At 58.4% G+C, this 14,780-nt stretch carries 16 protein-coding genes; 6 read left to right on the plus strand and 10 right to left on the minus strand.

Going from position 1 to position 14,780, the window contains the following annotated elements:
* Window positions 1-23 precede the first annotated feature (23 nt).
* A complete protein-coding gene (locus tag ACM6J5_RS23150) occupies window positions 24-722 on the minus strand; it encodes a hypothetical protein (RefSeq protein WP_095943833.1) in 699 nt (232 codons plus the stop codon).
* Window positions 723-1,264: 542 nt separating this feature from the next.
* Here ACM6J5_RS23150 and ACM6J5_RS23155 point away from each other — a divergent pair.
* Window positions 1,265-1,891: a response regulator transcription factor gene (locus ACM6J5_RS23155; RefSeq protein WP_008053528.1), complete on the plus strand. Its 627-nt coding sequence runs from the start codon at window positions 1,265-1,267 to the stop codon at window positions 1,889-1,891.
* An 80-nt stretch (window positions 1,892-1,971) separates the two neighbouring features.
* Here the strand turns inward: ACM6J5_RS23155 and ACM6J5_RS23160 are convergent, their stop codons facing one another.
* The 8 genes from ACM6J5_RS23160 to metG all read right to left on the minus strand — a co-directional run bounded on the left by ACM6J5_RS23160 (window position 1,972) and on the right by metG (window position 8,932).
* Complete coding sequence (locus tag ACM6J5_RS23160; RefSeq protein WP_007972325.1) at window positions 1,972-2,151, minus strand: PA3496 family putative envelope integrity protein; 180 nt, start codon at window positions 2,149-2,151, stop codon at window positions 1,972-1,974.
* Between the two features lie 106 nt (window positions 2,152-2,257).
* The gene (gene nth / locus ACM6J5_RS23165) at window positions 2,258-2,896 is read right to left on the minus strand and encodes an endonuclease III (RefSeq protein ID WP_095943834.1); all 639 of its coding nucleotides are present in this window, start codon (window positions 2,894-2,896) and stop codon (window positions 2,258-2,260) included.
* Between the two features lie 25 nt (window positions 2,897-2,921).
* Window positions 2,922-3,506: an Rnf-Nqr domain containing protein gene (locus ACM6J5_RS23170; RefSeq protein ID WP_414929410.1), complete on the minus strand. Its 585-nt coding sequence runs from the start codon at window positions 3,504-3,506 to the stop codon at window positions 2,922-2,924.
* Window positions 3,499-4,110: an RnfABCDGE type electron transport complex subunit G gene (locus ACM6J5_RS23175; RefSeq protein ID WP_414929411.1), complete on the minus strand. Its 612-nt coding sequence runs from the start codon at window positions 4,108-4,110 to the stop codon at window positions 3,499-3,501. Before ACM6J5_RS23175 ends, ACM6J5_RS23170 begins: the two co-directional genes overlap by 8 nt.
* Window positions 4,107-5,093: an RnfABCDGE type electron transport complex subunit D gene (locus ACM6J5_RS23180; RefSeq protein ID WP_414929412.1), complete on the minus strand. Its 987-nt coding sequence runs from the start codon at window positions 5,091-5,093 to the stop codon at window positions 4,107-4,109. The genes ACM6J5_RS23175 and ACM6J5_RS23180 overlap by 4 nt, the downstream gene beginning before the upstream one ends.
* Entirely contained in the window at window positions 5,080-6,093 is a 1,014-nt protein-coding gene (gene rsxB / locus ACM6J5_RS23185) for an electron transport complex subunit RsxB (protein WP_150672381.1), read from the minus strand. Before rsxB ends, ACM6J5_RS23180 begins: the two co-directional genes overlap by 14 nt.
* Window positions 6,090-6,659, minus strand: coding sequence for an electron transport complex protein RnfA (locus ACM6J5_RS23190; RefSeq protein WP_095943839.1), 570 nt, complete (start codon window positions 6,657-6,659; stop codon window positions 6,090-6,092). Before ACM6J5_RS23190 ends, rsxB begins: the two co-directional genes overlap by 4 nt.
* Window positions 6,660-6,880: 221 nt before the next feature.
* Window positions 6,881-8,932, minus strand: a complete 2,052-nt coding sequence (metG, locus tag ACM6J5_RS23195) for a methionine--tRNA ligase (protein ID WP_150672379.1) — start codon at window positions 8,930-8,932, stop codon at window positions 6,881-6,883.
* A gap of 186 nt (window positions 8,933-9,118) precedes the next feature.
* Between metG and apbC the strand changes: the two genes are divergently transcribed.
* Window positions 9,119-10,213, plus strand: a complete 1,095-nt coding sequence (apbC, locus tag ACM6J5_RS23200; protein ID WP_095943841.1) for an iron-sulfur cluster carrier protein ApbC — start codon at window positions 9,119-9,121, stop codon at window positions 10,211-10,213.
* A 121-nt stretch (window positions 10,214-10,334) separates the two neighbouring features.
* Here the strand turns inward: apbC and ACM6J5_RS23205 are convergent, their stop codons facing one another.
* Window positions 10,335-11,093, minus strand: coding sequence for an SDR family oxidoreductase (locus ACM6J5_RS23205; protein ID WP_095943842.1), 759 nt, complete (start codon window positions 11,091-11,093; stop codon window positions 10,335-10,337).
* A 163-nt stretch (window positions 11,094-11,256) separates the two neighbouring features.
* On the opposite strand from ACM6J5_RS23205, the gene ACM6J5_RS23210 reads away from it, so the two are divergent.
* The 4 genes from ACM6J5_RS23210 to groL all read left to right on the plus strand — a co-directional run bounded on the left by ACM6J5_RS23210 (window position 11,257) and on the right by groL (window position 14,768).
* Window positions 11,257-11,988: a HugZ family protein gene (locus ACM6J5_RS23210; RefSeq protein ID WP_095943843.1), complete on the plus strand. Its 732-nt coding sequence runs from the start codon at window positions 11,257-11,259 to the stop codon at window positions 11,986-11,988.
* 66 nt (window positions 11,989-12,054) lie between these two features.
* The gene (locus ACM6J5_RS23215; RefSeq protein ID WP_414929413.1) at window positions 12,055-12,531 is read left to right on the plus strand and encodes an FxsA family protein; all 477 of its coding nucleotides are present in this window, start codon (window positions 12,055-12,057) and stop codon (window positions 12,529-12,531) included.
* Window positions 12,532-12,778: 247 nt separating this feature from the next.
* Window positions 12,779-13,072: a co-chaperone GroES gene (locus ACM6J5_RS23220; RefSeq protein WP_095057064.1), complete on the plus strand. Its 294-nt coding sequence runs from the start codon at window positions 12,779-12,781 to the stop codon at window positions 13,070-13,072.
* A gap of 49 nt (window positions 13,073-13,121) precedes the next feature.
* Window positions 13,122-14,768: a chaperonin GroEL gene (gene groL, locus ACM6J5_RS23225; protein ID WP_095943845.1), complete on the plus strand. Its 1,647-nt coding sequence runs from the start codon at window positions 13,122-13,124 to the stop codon at window positions 14,766-14,768.
* The last annotated feature ends 12 nt before the right edge of the window (window positions 14,769-14,780 follow it).

The raw sequence follows: 14,780 nt of genomic DNA on the forward strand, positions 1-14,780 counted from the left end.
TTTTATCCTTCCAATAGCCTGTTCTATGGGTTGTTGTTTGCCGGTTGCCCGGCCTGATCAATGACCGACAACCTGTGCGAGTCCGGATTGTAGGCCACATGAAAGTCGGCACTGCGCTTGCTGGCCTGCTTTGAATGTACAAGCGCACTGGCTTTCAGTAATTTCTCCGAAACGGCACAAGTGACAAACAGAATCACGTACGCCGTCTTTTCCCGTGGCCTCTGGATTTTCTCCAGCAGCGCTCCAAACTCGACCTCTTCGCTCATCCAGCGTACATCAACGATGTACAGGTCTTTTACCGGTTCCGGTAACTGAAGGTGATGCTGAACGGAGACAGTGGTTTGCAGACCGATCCCGGTTGGCGGGTCCTGCGCGCCACAGGGCATGCGAGCTGACTGCCAGTCATTCGTCGACGTTTCCAGACCGGGGTTTTCAGACGGCTTTGCGCACGCTTTTTTTTCCGAGCGCCCAACATCATCCATAACCTTCATGAAGTGCTTGCCCTTTTCAAAGTCCGAGGGCGCATAAAGTGATTTATAGTTGAAGTTGAGTGTCGCGAAAAAAAGTAAAAGCAGATAGAACGGAAAACTGATCAGGAACCAGACGTAGAGTTCTCTTTCTTCCTGATCAAGGAAGGGTAGAGAGACGGCTGCCGAAGTCTCAGAGAGCGCTGCGAATATCGCGATAATTGTCATTGGGTTGGTGATTCGTTTTTTTATCATGTTCTGTACTCATGCCGGATTGTCTGTTCTCGAGTGGTTTATGGGGTTGGTCTGATGTGGTGGTTATTGTAGTGATTTTTATTGCTTGTTGGTTTTTGACTGGTTTTATTTGTTTTCTGTATTGCTCTTCGAATTCTTGAATGGGGGGTGTTTTAATGATTGCTCAAAAAATATTATTTTCTGTAAGAGTAATTGGATGCTGGGTGTGTGATATTTCTGGTGTGAGTGTTGAACACGAAAATATCAGTTACGTTTTAACGGGGAGATAGCGGCTAGTGTTTGTCGGGGCACGACCGATCAAACTGGCACTCGGAAAATTTTGGTCGTAAATCGACAGGGATGGCTGCTGGAAAGTGCGACACACTGACGCTGATACAGTTTTCAATTCACTCTGTTCGAGGGATTTTTGTAGGAGAAATCCGTGTTGTTTGTAGGGTATGTCTCTTGGTGTGGGTGGCCGGGAGGGGCGACATGCCATGGGTGAAACGACTAGGCTATTGTGCGGGCTCTAAAAATTCGAACAGCGAAAATTGGACTTGCCCATGAATAAAGTGCTGATCGTGGATGATCACCCCGTCATTCGTCTTGCGGTACGTATGCTAATGGAGCGTCATGGCTACGAAGTTATTGCAGAAACCGATAATGGTGTGGATGCACTGCAACTAGCCCGTGAACTTATGCCGGACATTGTCATTCTGGATATCGGGATTCCGAAGCTGGACGGGTTGGAAGTCATCGCACGTTTGTCTTCGACTTCAATGCCGATGAAAGTGCTGATTTTGACTTCCCAGGCGCCGGGACATTTTTCGATGCGTTGCATGCAATCCGGTGCAGCCGGTTATGTCTGCAAACAACAAGACCTCACGGAGTTGCTCAGTGCAATAAAGGCCGTGTTGTCAGGTTACAGTTACTTTCCTAATCAAGCCTTGCATACCGTGCGTTGCAGTTTGGGGAATGCCAGTGAGGCCGATATGGTTGATCGCTTGTCGGGACGGGAAATGATGGTCCTGCAACAGTTGGCCCGAGGAAAGACCAATAAAGAGATTGCCGATGGGATGTTTCTCAGTAATAAAACAGTCAGTACTTACAAGACTCGCCTGTTGCTCAAGCTGAATGCGCGGTCTCTGGTCGATCTGATCGAGCTGGCACAGCGCAATGGTCTGGTGTGATGGCGTAACGGCGCGACAAGGAGCGCCTGGCGGGGTATGGCACTTAGAAAAAAGCCTCCGTTTCGGGAGGCTTTCAGGTGTCATAAGTCAAAATCGTAATCGGCCAATTGCTTTTGCAGTCGGCGCTCCTCCAGCAGGTTGTCGATGGTGCGGCGTTTGCTCAGATTAGTTTTCGCAACTTCAACCACCGGCTCAGCGTCATCGGTTTCGGCGGTGGTGAAATCGTCTTCTACGTCCAATTGCTCTTTGCCAGTACTCATTTAGTTGCTCCAGGCTAAGAAGGCCTTTGGCGCTCCTTATATCGACAATCTCCCGGCGGGTAAAAAAGATTTTTTCAATCGACAAATCAATAAACCTAATAGCGCCTCAATCGTCGGAGGTTTTGTGCTTGTATTCGCACAAGTCCTCGATCCGGCAGCTTCCGCAACGGGGCTTGCGGGCCAGGCAAACATAGCGGCCATGAAGGATCAGCCAGTGATGGGAGTCGAGCAGGTACTCCTTGGGCACGAATTTCATCAGTTTCTTCTCGACTTCCACCACATTCTTGCCGGGAGCAATACCCGTCCGGTTGCTGACCCTGAAGATATGCGTGTCGACGGCCATGGTCAGCTGACGGAATGCCGTATTGAGCACCACATTGGCGGTCTTGCGGCCGACGCCGGGCAGTGCTTCCAGCTCTTCGCGGGTTTGTGGCACTTCACCGGCGTGACGCTCGACCAGCAAGCGGCAGGTTTCGATCACGTTTTTCGCTTTGCTGTTGTACAGGCCGATGGTCTTGATGTACTCCGACAACCCCTCTACACCCAGGGCATGGATCGCTGCCGGGGTATTGGCGACCGGGAACAGCCTGGCTGTGGCTTTGTTGACGCCGACATCGGTCGACTGCGCCGAGAGAATCACGGCAATCAGCAATTCGAACGCTGAGGAATAGGCCAGCTCGGTCTTTGGTTCCGGGTTGTCCTCGTGCAGTCTGCGGAAAATTTCCAGACGTTTTGCGGCATTCATGGGCAGTGCATTTCCTCGAAGGCAATCAATGTGTGGGCGTGGGGCGCCAGGCCTGCCAGGCGGCGATCAGCAGTCCGAACAGAATGAACCCGCCAGGGACCAATGTGGCCAGGCGCAGGCCACCGTCAGCCACCAGTACCCAGCCTTGCCAGTCAGTTTGTGTTGCGTCGAACAGCCACGATAGATGGTTTCCAAGTGTTCCGTTGCCGATGAGTTCGCGCAGCAGGCCCAGCGCGATCATTAGCGCGGCAAACAGGCCGTTGAGTCGCAGACGTTGACGCCAATCGTTCTGAAAGAACCCGGTGTGTTCCAGTACGACGCATTGCAAGGCGATCAAGGCGCTGTACAACCCCAGATGCTGCTGCCATTGCAGCGACCAGGCTTGTGCCATGAGTTCCGCGCAACTGGTGAGCGTGGCCGCCAACAGGATGCTGGCCAGCAAGCGGGTCGCCGGGACCAGTCGGGATCGCAGGGCGCCCATGGCCAGACTGAACAGCTGAGTCACCACCATGAACATCAGGCACAGACCAACCGCGGCCATCAGCGAGTGAGTGGCGCCGATCAGTGGCGTCAGCATCAAGGCGTTGCGCAGAGTCGATGAATTATCCATGGGCAGGGATTCCAAGCAGATGTTGCCGGTGTTCATCGAAGTAGCGCAAGGCGTCGTGGACGGCATTGATCACCGCTCTTGAAGTGATGGTTGCGCCTGCGATCTGATCGAATTGCCCCTGATCCTTTTTCAGCGCCCAGCCGCTGTCACCGGGTTCTGTTCGAGACTTGCCGGAAAAAACCTGGAGCCAGGCATTGGGCCAGTCGGCGATCCGCGCGCCCAGTCCTGGTGTTTCCGACTGTTTGAGGGTTTTGACGCCCAGCAACCTGCCATTGGCGTCGACAGCGATCAACAGGTCGATGGCACCGGCGTAGCCAAGGGTTTGACTGCGCAGCAACACCACGACGGGTTGATCGCCCCGGGTCGCCAGATAACCACCCAGCAAGGTGCTGTTGGTCAGTGCGGCTGCTTCAATTTTTATCGGGTGTTCGAGTGGTTGATTGTCGTAGCTGTCCGGCGCGATCAGGTCCAGCAGATGACGGCTGTCGATCAGGTGCTGTTCGGCTGCAATGCGTGGAGCGCTGCCGAGTTGCACGAAGTAGGTCATGCCAGGGCCCAGTGCGGCCAAAAGCACCACAAGCGCGAAGCTTGATGTCCGGCTCATGGCGCCTCCGGCTGTTGCCTGGCCGCCACGAACCGCTCCAGCGCCGGCACGCACAGGTTCATCAACAGCACGGCGAAGGCGATGCCGTCCGGGTAGCCACCCCAGGTACGAATCAGATAAGTCAGAAGCCCGACGCCGACGCCGAACAGTAACTTCGCGAGAGGGCTTCTGGCGCCGGACACCGGTTCGGTAATGATGAAGAACGCCCCCAGCATGGTCGCGCCGGTCAGCAAATGAAACAACGGCGAGCCATGGGAGTCGGAGCCCGAACCGTTCCAGAACAGCAGGCTGATGATGAACAGGCTGGCCAGCATGCCGACCGGTGCATGCCAACTGATCACCCTTCGCTGCAGCAGAAACATTCCACCCGCCACAAAGGCCAGGTTCACCCATTCCACTCCCCGACCGCCTAAGTGGCCGAATGCCGGGTTGCCGGCAAACAGTTCATCCATGGTCAGGCTTTTGTTGATCCGCAGACTGTCCAGTGCCGTGGCCTGCACCCACGCATCCGGCGCGTGGCCGACGTCGAACACGTGCTGTAAACCGCTCAGCAGATCCATGCCATGGGGCGATGGCCAAAGGGTCATTGGTTGGGGAAAGGTCACCAGTACCAAGGCAAAACCGAGCATCGCCGGGTTGAAGGGATTCGAAGCGACGCCGCCATACAAGTGCTTGCCGAACACCATCGCAAAAGTGGCAGCACTGAGGGTCAGCCACCATGGGCAGTAAGGCGGCAGCGCCAGAGCCAGCAATGTGGCACTGACCAGCGCGCTACCGTCACTCAAGGTTGGCCCCGGCGGTCGCTGGCGCAAATGCACGACGGCGGCCTCGACGGCCAACGCGGCAGTGGCCGCCAGAACCAGATTGATCAACACGCCCCAGCCATACAGCCAGAACGCCGCCAGAATTCCCGGCAGCGTGGCCAACAGCACCAGTATCATCGCCTGTTGCAGGCGATCATCCACGGCATCAAGGGCTGGCATGGGCGTCCACCAGGCGTTCGGCTTCACCGAGTGCGCGCTCCAGGGCTTCGATTTGCTGCGCCGGTGCTTCGTTGGCCCGAGCCTTCTTGAGTTCGGCGCGGCGCATGGCCAACTGGATCTTGGCCCGTTTCAGATCGGCATCATTTGACGACACAACTGCGGCCGTCGGCGCCGGGGCAGCTGGGGCGACGCTTTCCAGTTGCGCCAGGTTTTGTTCGGCGGCTTCGAACTGCTGTTGCAGGACGATCAACTGCGATTGCTGTTCAAAGGTCGGCGGATGCCCAAAGGCCTTCAGCGATTTGTGCAACTGCGCCCGACTCATCGCTACATCGATCTTGGCCTTTTTCAGCGCGGCATCGGCATTGGCGGTTTTCTGTGCGCGGACGCGCTCGAGAGCCGCCTGCACCGGGTCGGCTGCCGCCGCCGCAGGTTGCGCGGCTCGTTGCCTTGCCTGGCGCTCGGCGATTTTCTGTTGCTCCTCACGCTGCAAGCGAGCATTGCGTTGTTCGAAGCGGCGCCGTGCATGATCGCGCTTGAGGGTACGGGCCTGCCGCGCCTGCGGTGTGAGGGCCAGGCCCCCGACAACGGGCAGTACCGTGTTCGGCAGCAACGGGCGCATTTCGATACAGTCCACCGGACAGGGTGCCACGCAGAGGTCGCAACCGGTGCACTCATCGATGATCACCGTGTGCATCAGTTTGGCCGCGCCGACGATGGCATCGACCGGGCAGGCCTGAATGCACTTGGTGCAACCAATGCACTCGGCCTCGCGGATGTAGGCGATCTGCGCCGGGGCCGAGCCACGGCTGACATCCAGCTCCAGCACCGGCACCTTCAGCAGTTCGGCCAGGGCATTAATGGTTTCGTTGCCGCCGGGCGGACATTTGTTGATCGGCTCGCCATTGGCGATGCCTTCGGCGTACGGCTTGCACCCGGGGTGGCCGCACTTGCCGCATTGGGTTTGCGGCAAGAGTGCGTCGATGCTTTGAATCAGACTCATGTTTTGATCAGTCCGCTGAATCCGAGAAAGGCCACTGCGATCAGGCCGGCGCCGATCAGGTCGATCGGCAAGCCGCGAAAGGGCAGGGGAACATCGTTGTCGACCGTGCGTTCACGCAAATCGGTGAACAGGCTCAACACCAGCCAGAAGCCCAACCCTGCACCGAGGCTCAGGGCTGTGGCGTGAAAGAAGCCCTTGTCTTGCTGAGCATTGAGCAAGGCCACGCCGAGCACGCCGGCATTGCCCAGCAGCAACGGCCAGAGGCCTTCGAACGGCAGTGTCGAAAACACCCGTGCCAGCAACTTCAGCAGCGGGCTGATCAGCAACACGCTCAAAGGCAGAAATACAAACAGACGCAGCGGCGTCAACTGCAGTGGCACCAGCAGCCATTGATAGAGCGCGTAGCCGAGCATGCCCACGACCAGCATCAGGCAGGTCGTCGCAATGCCCAAGGCATGGACCTGACGGCGCTGACCGGCCAACAGCGGATCGACGGCCAACGGCCAATGCAACACGATATTGTTGATCAGGGCGGCGCTGATAAGCGTAAGAAGTGCTTCGGTCATGATCGTGCCGGCAAGAACGGTAGTTTTTGTAGGAGCGAGCTCGCGATGGACTCAGGAGCGCCGCGTTCAACCTGTGGGCACGCATTATCGTTGACGACCATCGCGAGCAAGCTCGCTCCTACAGGAGCTTAGGCATTATCCGGCAAGGACGGAGGGTGGGCCAGACATGAAAATCCCACAGCCGCGCCAGGCACGACTGTGGGATCGATTTGCCGCAGACCTTACTTGATGCGCTGGCCCGGTTTGGCGCCGCTATCAGGGCTGAGCAGGTAGATCTCTTCACCGCCAGGGCCGGCCGCCATCACCATGCCTTCGGAGATGCCGAACTTCATTTTCCGTGGCTTGAGGTTGGCGATCATCATGGTCAGGCGACCATCGAGCTTCGATGGATCCGGGTAAGCGCTCTTGATCCCGGAGAACACGTTGCGCTGCTCGTCACCGATGTCCAGGGTCAGGCGCAGCAGCTTGTCGGCGCCTTCCACGTGTTCGGCCTTGACGATCAGGGCGACACGCAGGTCGACGGCGGCAAAGGTGTCGAACTCGATTTCCGGCGACAACGGATCCTTGGCCAGTTCGCCATTGCCGGCAGGCGCGGCTGCGCCGGTGTCGGTCTGGCTGGCGGTCAGGTCTTCTTTCGAGGCGTCGGTCATGGCTTGCACCTTGACCGGGTCGATCCGGGTCATCAACGGCTTGAACTCGTTCAGCTGGTGGTTGCCGAGCAAGGTCGCGTGGTCGTTCCAGGTCAGCGGCGCGACGTTCAGGAACGCCTCGGCGTCGGCGGCCAGCAGCGGCAGCACTGGCTTGAGGAAGATCACCAGTTGGCGGAACAGATTGACGCCGGTGGCGCAGATGGCCTGGACTTCATCCTGTTTGCCTTCCTGCTTGTTCAGCGACCACGGTGCCTTGTCGGCGATCCAGGCGTTGGCGCGATCGGCCAGGCCCATGATTTCGCGCATGGCGCGGGCGAAGTCGCGAGCTTCATAGGCGTCGGCGATGCTTGGCGCGGCGGCCAGGAAGGCTTCGGTCAGCTCAGGCGCGGCATTGGTGTCGACCATCACGCCGGCATTGCCCTTGTTGATGAAGCCGGCACAACGGCTGGCGATGTTGACGACCTTGCCCACCAGATCGGAGTTGACCTTCTGCACGAAGTCTTCGAGGTTCAGGTCGAGGTCGTCGACGCCGCGGCCCAGCTTGGCCGCGTAGTAATAGCGCAGGTATTCCGGCGACAGGTGGTCCAGGTAGGTCCGGGCCTTGATGAAGGTGCCGCGGGACTTGGACATCTTCTGGCCGTTGACGGTCAGGTAGCCGTGCACGTTGATCCCGGTCGGCTTGCGGTACCCTGCGCCTTCGAGCATGGCTGGCCAGAACAGGGCGTGGAAGTTGACGATGTCCTTGCCGATGAAGTGGTACAGCTCGGCGGTGGAGTCCTTGCCCCAGAACGCGTCGAAGTCCAGCTCCGGCGTGCGGTTGCACAGGTTCTTGAAGCTGGCCATGTAGCCGATCGGCGCATCCAGCCACACGTAGAAGTATTTGCCCGGCTCGTCGGGGATTTCAAAACCGAAGTACGGCGCATCGCGGGAGATGTCCCACTGTTGCAGGCCGGCATCCAGCCATTCGGCGATCTTGTTGGCCACGGCGTCTTGCAGGGAGCCGCTGCGGGTCCAGGTTTGCAGCATTTGCTGGAAGTCTGGCAGCTTGAAGAAGAAGTGCTGGGAATCCTTGAGCACCGGGGTGGCGCCGGAGATTGCCGACTTCGGATCCTTCAGGTCGGTCGGTGCGTAGGTCGCGCCGCATTTTTCGCAGTTGTCGCCGTACTGGTCTTCGGTGCCGCATTTCGGGCAGGTGCCCTTGATGAAGCGGTCGGCCAGGAACATTTTCTTTTCCGGGTCGAAGTACTGGGTGATCGAGCGCGTGGCGATGTGCCCGGCGTCACGCAGCTTCAGGTAGATCTGGCTCGACAGCTCACGGTTTTCTTCGGCGTGAGTGGAGTGGAAGTTATCGAAGTCCACCAGGAATTCGGCAAAGTCGGCGCTGTGTTCAGCCTGGACGTTGGCGATCAGTTGTTCCGGGGTGATGCCTTCCTTTTCCGCGCGCAGCATGATCGCCGATCCGTGGGCGTCGTCGGCGCAGACATAAATGCATTGATTGCCGCGGTGCTTCTGGAAGCGCACCCACATATCGGTCTGGATGTACTCCAGCATATGGCCAAGGTGGATCGAACCATTGGCATAGGGCAGGGCGCTGGTGACGAGGATCTTGCGTGGCTCGGACATGGGGCTCGGCTACTTGATGAAACGGAGGTCGGCCACTATAAAGCGCCGGCGCATATTTTTCACCCTGTGAGCCTGTTTCATTGGATGAGTAACAGGTGAAGGCTGCGATCTTTTCAACATCCCGCCAAACGTCTGGAACAGGTACGATACCCTCTATCTTTTCCAGTCCTGTTTTCGGAGTTGCCCATGAGCGCCGTCAATCGCGCAGCGGTGGAAGCCGTCCTTCGCCAATACACCGACCCTTACCTGAACCAGGACCCGGTCAGCGCCGGGTGCGTGCGCAACATCGAGATCCAGGGCGAGCGCGTCAGCGTTCAGCTTGAACTGGGTTACGCCGCCGGTCTGTTCAAGAGTGGCTGGGCGCAGATGCTGGAAATGGCCATTCAGGGTCTGGATGGCGTGGCGAGTGCCAAGGTCGAAATCACCAGTGTGATCGCCGCACACAAGGCCCAGGCACAGATTCCGGGCCTGGCGAACGTGAAAAACGTGGTGGCCGTGGCCTCCGGCAAGGGCGGCGTGGGCAAATCCACTACGGCGGCCAACCTGGCCCTGGCCCTGGCCCGCGAAGGCGCCAAGGTCGGGATCCTCGATGCGGACATCTACGGCCCGAGCCAGGGCATCATGTTCGGCATCCCCGAGCGCACCCGCCCCGAGGTCAAGGACCAGAAGTGGTTCGTTCCACTCAAGTCCCATGGCGTCGAGGTGATGTCCATGGCCTTCCTGACCGATGACAACACGCCGATGGTCTGGCGCGGGCCGATGGTCTCCGGCGCCCTGCTGCAACTGGTGACGCAAACCGCATGGGGTGACCTGGATTACCTGGTCATCGACATGCCGCCAGGCACCGGTGACATCCAGTTGACCCTGGCGCAGAAAGTCCCGGTGGCCGGTGCGGTCATCGTGACCACCCCGCAGGACCTGGCATTGCTGGACGCACGCAAGGGCGTGGAAATGTTCCGCAAGGTCAACATTCCGGTGCTGGGCGTGGTGGAAAACATGGCCGTGCACATCTGCTCCAACTGCGGACATGCCGAGCATCTGTTCGGTGAAGGCGGGGGCGTGAAGCTGGCCAACCAATATGGCGTCGAACTGCTGGCTTCGCTGCCGCTGTCGATGGTCATCCGCGAACAGGCCGATGGCGGCAAGCCAACGGTGATCGCCGAGCCTGATAGCCAGATTGCGATGGTCTACCAGGAACTGGCCCGTCACGTTGGCGCGCGGATCGTGTTGCAGGAAGCGTTGACGCCGGCGATGCCGAATATCAGCGTCAGCGACGACTAAATAAACTGAAATACGAATCCCTGTAGGAGCGAGCCTGCTCGCGATGGTGTATCAGTCGACACCGCGGTGCCTGACACACCTTCGCGAGCAGGCTCGCTCCTACAGTTGTTCTTTGTGCGTCTTAGATCCGCAACCCGCCATCCATCTCCAGGATCCGACCGGTGTAATAGTCGTTCTCGAAGATGTAAGCCGCCGAATGGGCGATTTCCTCAGGCTTGCCCATGCGCTTGAGCGGAATCCCGGCGGTCATCTTTTCCAGCGCTTCAGGCTTCATGCCCAGGGTCATTTCGGTTTCGATGAAACCCGGTGCAATGCCGGCCACGCGAATGCCGTAGCGTGCCAGTTCCTTGGCCCAGGTCACGGTCGCCGCGGCAACACCGGCCTTGGCCGCGGAGTAGTTGGTCTGACCGACGTTGCCGGCGCGGGAAATCGACGAGATATTGATGATCGCGCCGCTGTTGTTCAGCTCGACCATTTTCGCTGCGACTTCGCGAGTGCAAAGGAACACACCAGTCAGGTTGACGTCGATGACGGCCTGCCACTGGGCCAGGCTCATCTTGGTCATTTCGCCATCCTTGACCTTGAGCAACAGGCCGTCGCGCAGGATCCCGGCGTTGTTGATCAAGCCATGGATCGCGCCGAAGTCTTCAGCGACCTGGGCAACCATGTGGGTCACTTGCTCTTCGTTGGCCACGTTGCACAGGTAGGCGCGGGCCTCGACACCCCGGGCCTTGCAGGCCGCGACGGCGTCGTCGAGTTTTTCCTGGTTCAGGTCCACCAGCGCGAGCTTCGCGCCCAGGCCTGCGAAATACTCGGCCATGGAACGGCCTAAGCCCTGGCAACCGCCAGTGATAATGATTACTTTGTCAGTGAGTTGCATTCGCATGCCCCGGTAGCAGGTCTGAGTAGTTTCCTTTAGAGAGCCTCTCGATCTGCGCCTGACCTGGCTTGGCTGCACATGAGAACTGCCCCGATGGCGTGCTGGAACTTACCACCAGCAGCCCGTCCGTTTTTCTGACGGATTCTATATAAGGAGTCATAAATTGAGCGTAGAAGCGGCTAAGCATGCACGAGAATTGCTTCTCAAGGAATACCGCGGAGTGCTCTCCACGCACTCCAAATCGATGCCCGGCTTTCCGTTCGGCTCCGTGGTTCCGTACTGCCTGGACGAGAAGGGCCGGCCGCTGATCCTGATCAGCCGCATCGCCCAGCACACGCATAATCTGCAAAAAGATCGGAAATGCTCGCTCTTTGTCGGCGAACGTGGCGCCGAAGATGTCCAGGCCGTTGGTCGACTGACTTACCTGGCCGAGGCCCGGCAGCTCGAAGACGAATCTGCCATCGAAGCCGCCTCCGAGCGTTACTACCGCTATTTCCCGGAGTCGCAGGGTTATCACAAGGCCCACGATTTCGATTTCTGGGTGCTTGAGCCTGTACGCCACCGTTACATCGGCGGTTTTGGCGCAATTCATTGGGTCAACGACCTGACCCTGGCCAATCCGTTCGCGGGCAAGGCCGAAGTGAGCATGGTCGAGCACATGAACGCCGATCACGCCAAGGCCATCGCCCATTACGTCGACCTGGCCGGGCTGCCGAAAAACGTGCCGGCACAAATGGTCGGTATCGATACCGAAGGCATGCACCTGCGTATCGGTCAAAGTCTGTACTGGTTGCCGTTTCAAGGGTCTTGTAATACGCCGACACAAGTTCGTGAAGCCTTGGTTTCTCTGGCCCACGCCGATCATTGGCCTCAAAATGAAGTGACCGACGCTTGAATTCACGAAACGGCGACGTCATCTAAGGTGAACTGGCAAGGCATTCTTGCGTTGAGGAACCATTTGATGCGCCCTTTTTTGTTGCTCTTTCTGCTGTTCCCGGTGTTGGAGCTGTTCGTATTCGTCAAGGTGGCAGGGTCCATCGGGTTTTTCCCGGCTCTGCTGCTGATCATTCTCGGCTCGATGTTCGGCGTGTTTGTGCTGCGCATCGCCGGCCTGGCGACGGCCCTGCGTGCCCGTGAAAGCCTGAGCCGCGGCGAACTACCGGCCCAGACCATGCTCGAAGGCCTGATGCTGGCATTGGCCGGTGGCCTGCTGATTCTTCCTGGTTTCATCAGCGATGTGATCGGCCTGTTCTTGCTGCTGCCGTTCAGTCGTCGCCTGCTGGCCAATAAAATGCGCCAGCGCGCCGAAGAGCAGGCGATGCGTCAGCGAGCGTTCGCCGACGACCTCCAGGCCCGTGGTGGCCCGGCGCCTCGCGAGCCGCTTGGCCGTGAGCCCAACGTGATCGAAGGCGAGTTCGAACACCGCGATACCAAGTAATACGCACATCGACACGGCACCTTCGGGTGCCGTGTTCGTTTGCGGGGTATCGACATGAAATTTTTTCGATGCCCGCCCTTGTAATCAGCTTGTGCGCCCTTATGTAACGGTCACCGCAAGGTTTCTGGCGAACACGCCAGACAGACTTCCGCGGTTCGTTGACGAACCGCACCCGGCACCGCCGGACTTTGTTAAACCCGCCGGGACTACACCGGCCGATGAAAACCACAATTAGGAGAGATCGACAATGAAGCTTCGTCCTCTGCATGACCGCGTCGTCATCCGTCGCAGCGAAGAAGAAAAGAAAACCGCTGGCGGTATCGTCCTGCCAGGTTCGGCTGCTGAAAAAGCCAACAGCGGCGAAATCCTCGCTGTAGGTCCAGGCAAAGCACTGGAAAGCGGTGAAGTGCGTGCACTGTCCGTGAAAGTGGGCGACAAGGTTGTGTTCGGTCCTTACTCCGGCAGCAACACTGTGAAAGTCGACGGCGAAGACCTGCTGGTAATGAGCGAGAACGAAATCCTCGCTGTTATCGAAGGCTGATACCCCCGTTCATTTTCCGCTACTACAAAGTATTTAAGGAATATCGATCATGGCTGCTAAAGAAGTTCTGTTTGGCGATTCCGCCCGCAAGAAAATGCTCAAAGGCGTCAACGTCCTGGCTGACGCGGTAAAAGCGACCCTGGGCCCGAAAGGCCGTAACGTGATCATCGAGAAGAGCTTCGGCGCTCCGACCATCACCAAGGACGGCGTTTCCGTCGCCAAAGAAATCGAACTCGAAGACCGTTTCGAAAACATGGGCGCGCAGCTGGTCAAAGACGTTGCCTCCCGTGCCAACGATGACGCTGGTGACGGTACGACCACCGCTACCGTTCTGGCTCAGTCGATTGTCAACGAAGGCCTGAAAGCCGTCGCTGCCGGCATGAACCCGATGGATCTGAAGCGCGGCATCGACAAGGCGACCATCGCCATCGTCAAAGAGCTGAAAAACCTGTCCAAGCCATGCGCTGACACCAAGGCAATCGCTCAGGTCGGTACCATCTCGGCCAACTCCGACAACTCCATCGGCGACATCATTGCCGAAGCCATGGAAAAAGTCGGTAAAGAAGGCGTGATCACCGTTGAAGAAGGCACTGGCCTGGAAAACGAACTGTCGGTTGTAGAAGGCATGCAGTTCGACCGTGGCTACCTGTCCCCGTACTTCGTCAACAAGCCGGAAACCATGGTTGCCGAGCTGGACAACCCGCTGGTGCTGCTGGTCGACAAAAAGATCTCGAACATCCGCGAAATGCTGCCAGTTCTGGAAGCCGTTGCCAAAGCCGGTCGTCCACTGCTGATCGTTTCCGAAGACGTTGAAGGCGAAGCCCTGGCGACTCTGGTCGTGAACAACATGCGTGGCATCGTTAAAGTCGCAGCCGTCAAGGCTCCAGGCTTCGGCGACCGCCGCAAGGCCATGCTGCAGGACATCGCCGTTCTGACCGGCGGTACCGTTATCTCCGAAGAGATCGGCCTGAGCCTGGAAGCAGCCACCCTGGAAAACCTGGGCAGCGCCAAGCGCGTGACCATCTCCAAGGAAAACACCATCATCGTTGACGGTGCTGGCGTAGCAGGCGACATCGAGTCCCGTATCGCTCAGATCCGTGCTCAGGTTGCCGAAACTTCCTCGGACTACGACCGTGAAAAACTGCAAGAGCGTCTGGCCAAGCTGTCCGGCGGCGTTGCGGTGATCAAGGTTGGCGCTGGCTCCGAAGTAGAAATGAAAGAGAAGAAAGCTCGCGTTGAAGACGCCCTGCACGCAACCCGTGCAGCCGTTGAAGAAGGCGTGGTACCTGGCGGTGGCGTTGCGCTGATCCGCGCTCTGCAAACCCTGAACGATCTGAAAGGCGACAACGCTGATCAGGACGTGGGTATCGCTGTTCTGCGCCGTGCCGTTGAAGCACCGCTGCGTCAGATCGCTGCCAACAGCGGTGACGAGCCAAGCGTTGTGGTCAACGAAGTCAAGAACGGCAAAGGCAACTTCGGTTACAACGCTGCGACTGGCGAATACGGCGACATGATCGAAATGGGTATCCTGGACCCAACCAAGGTCACCCGTTCCGCGCTGCAAGCTGCATCGTCGATCGGCGGTCTGATCCTGACCACCGAAGCTGCTGTTGCTGACGCACCGAAGAAAGAAGGTGCATCTGGCGGCGGTATGCCAGACATGGGCGGTATGGGCGGCATGGGCGGCATGATGTAAGCCAGCCTTACC

The sequence above is a fragment of the Pseudomonas sp. IT-P74 genome (assembly GCF_949768175.1).
GTDB lineage: Bacteria > Pseudomonadota > Gammaproteobacteria > Pseudomonadales > Pseudomonadaceae > Aquipseudomonas.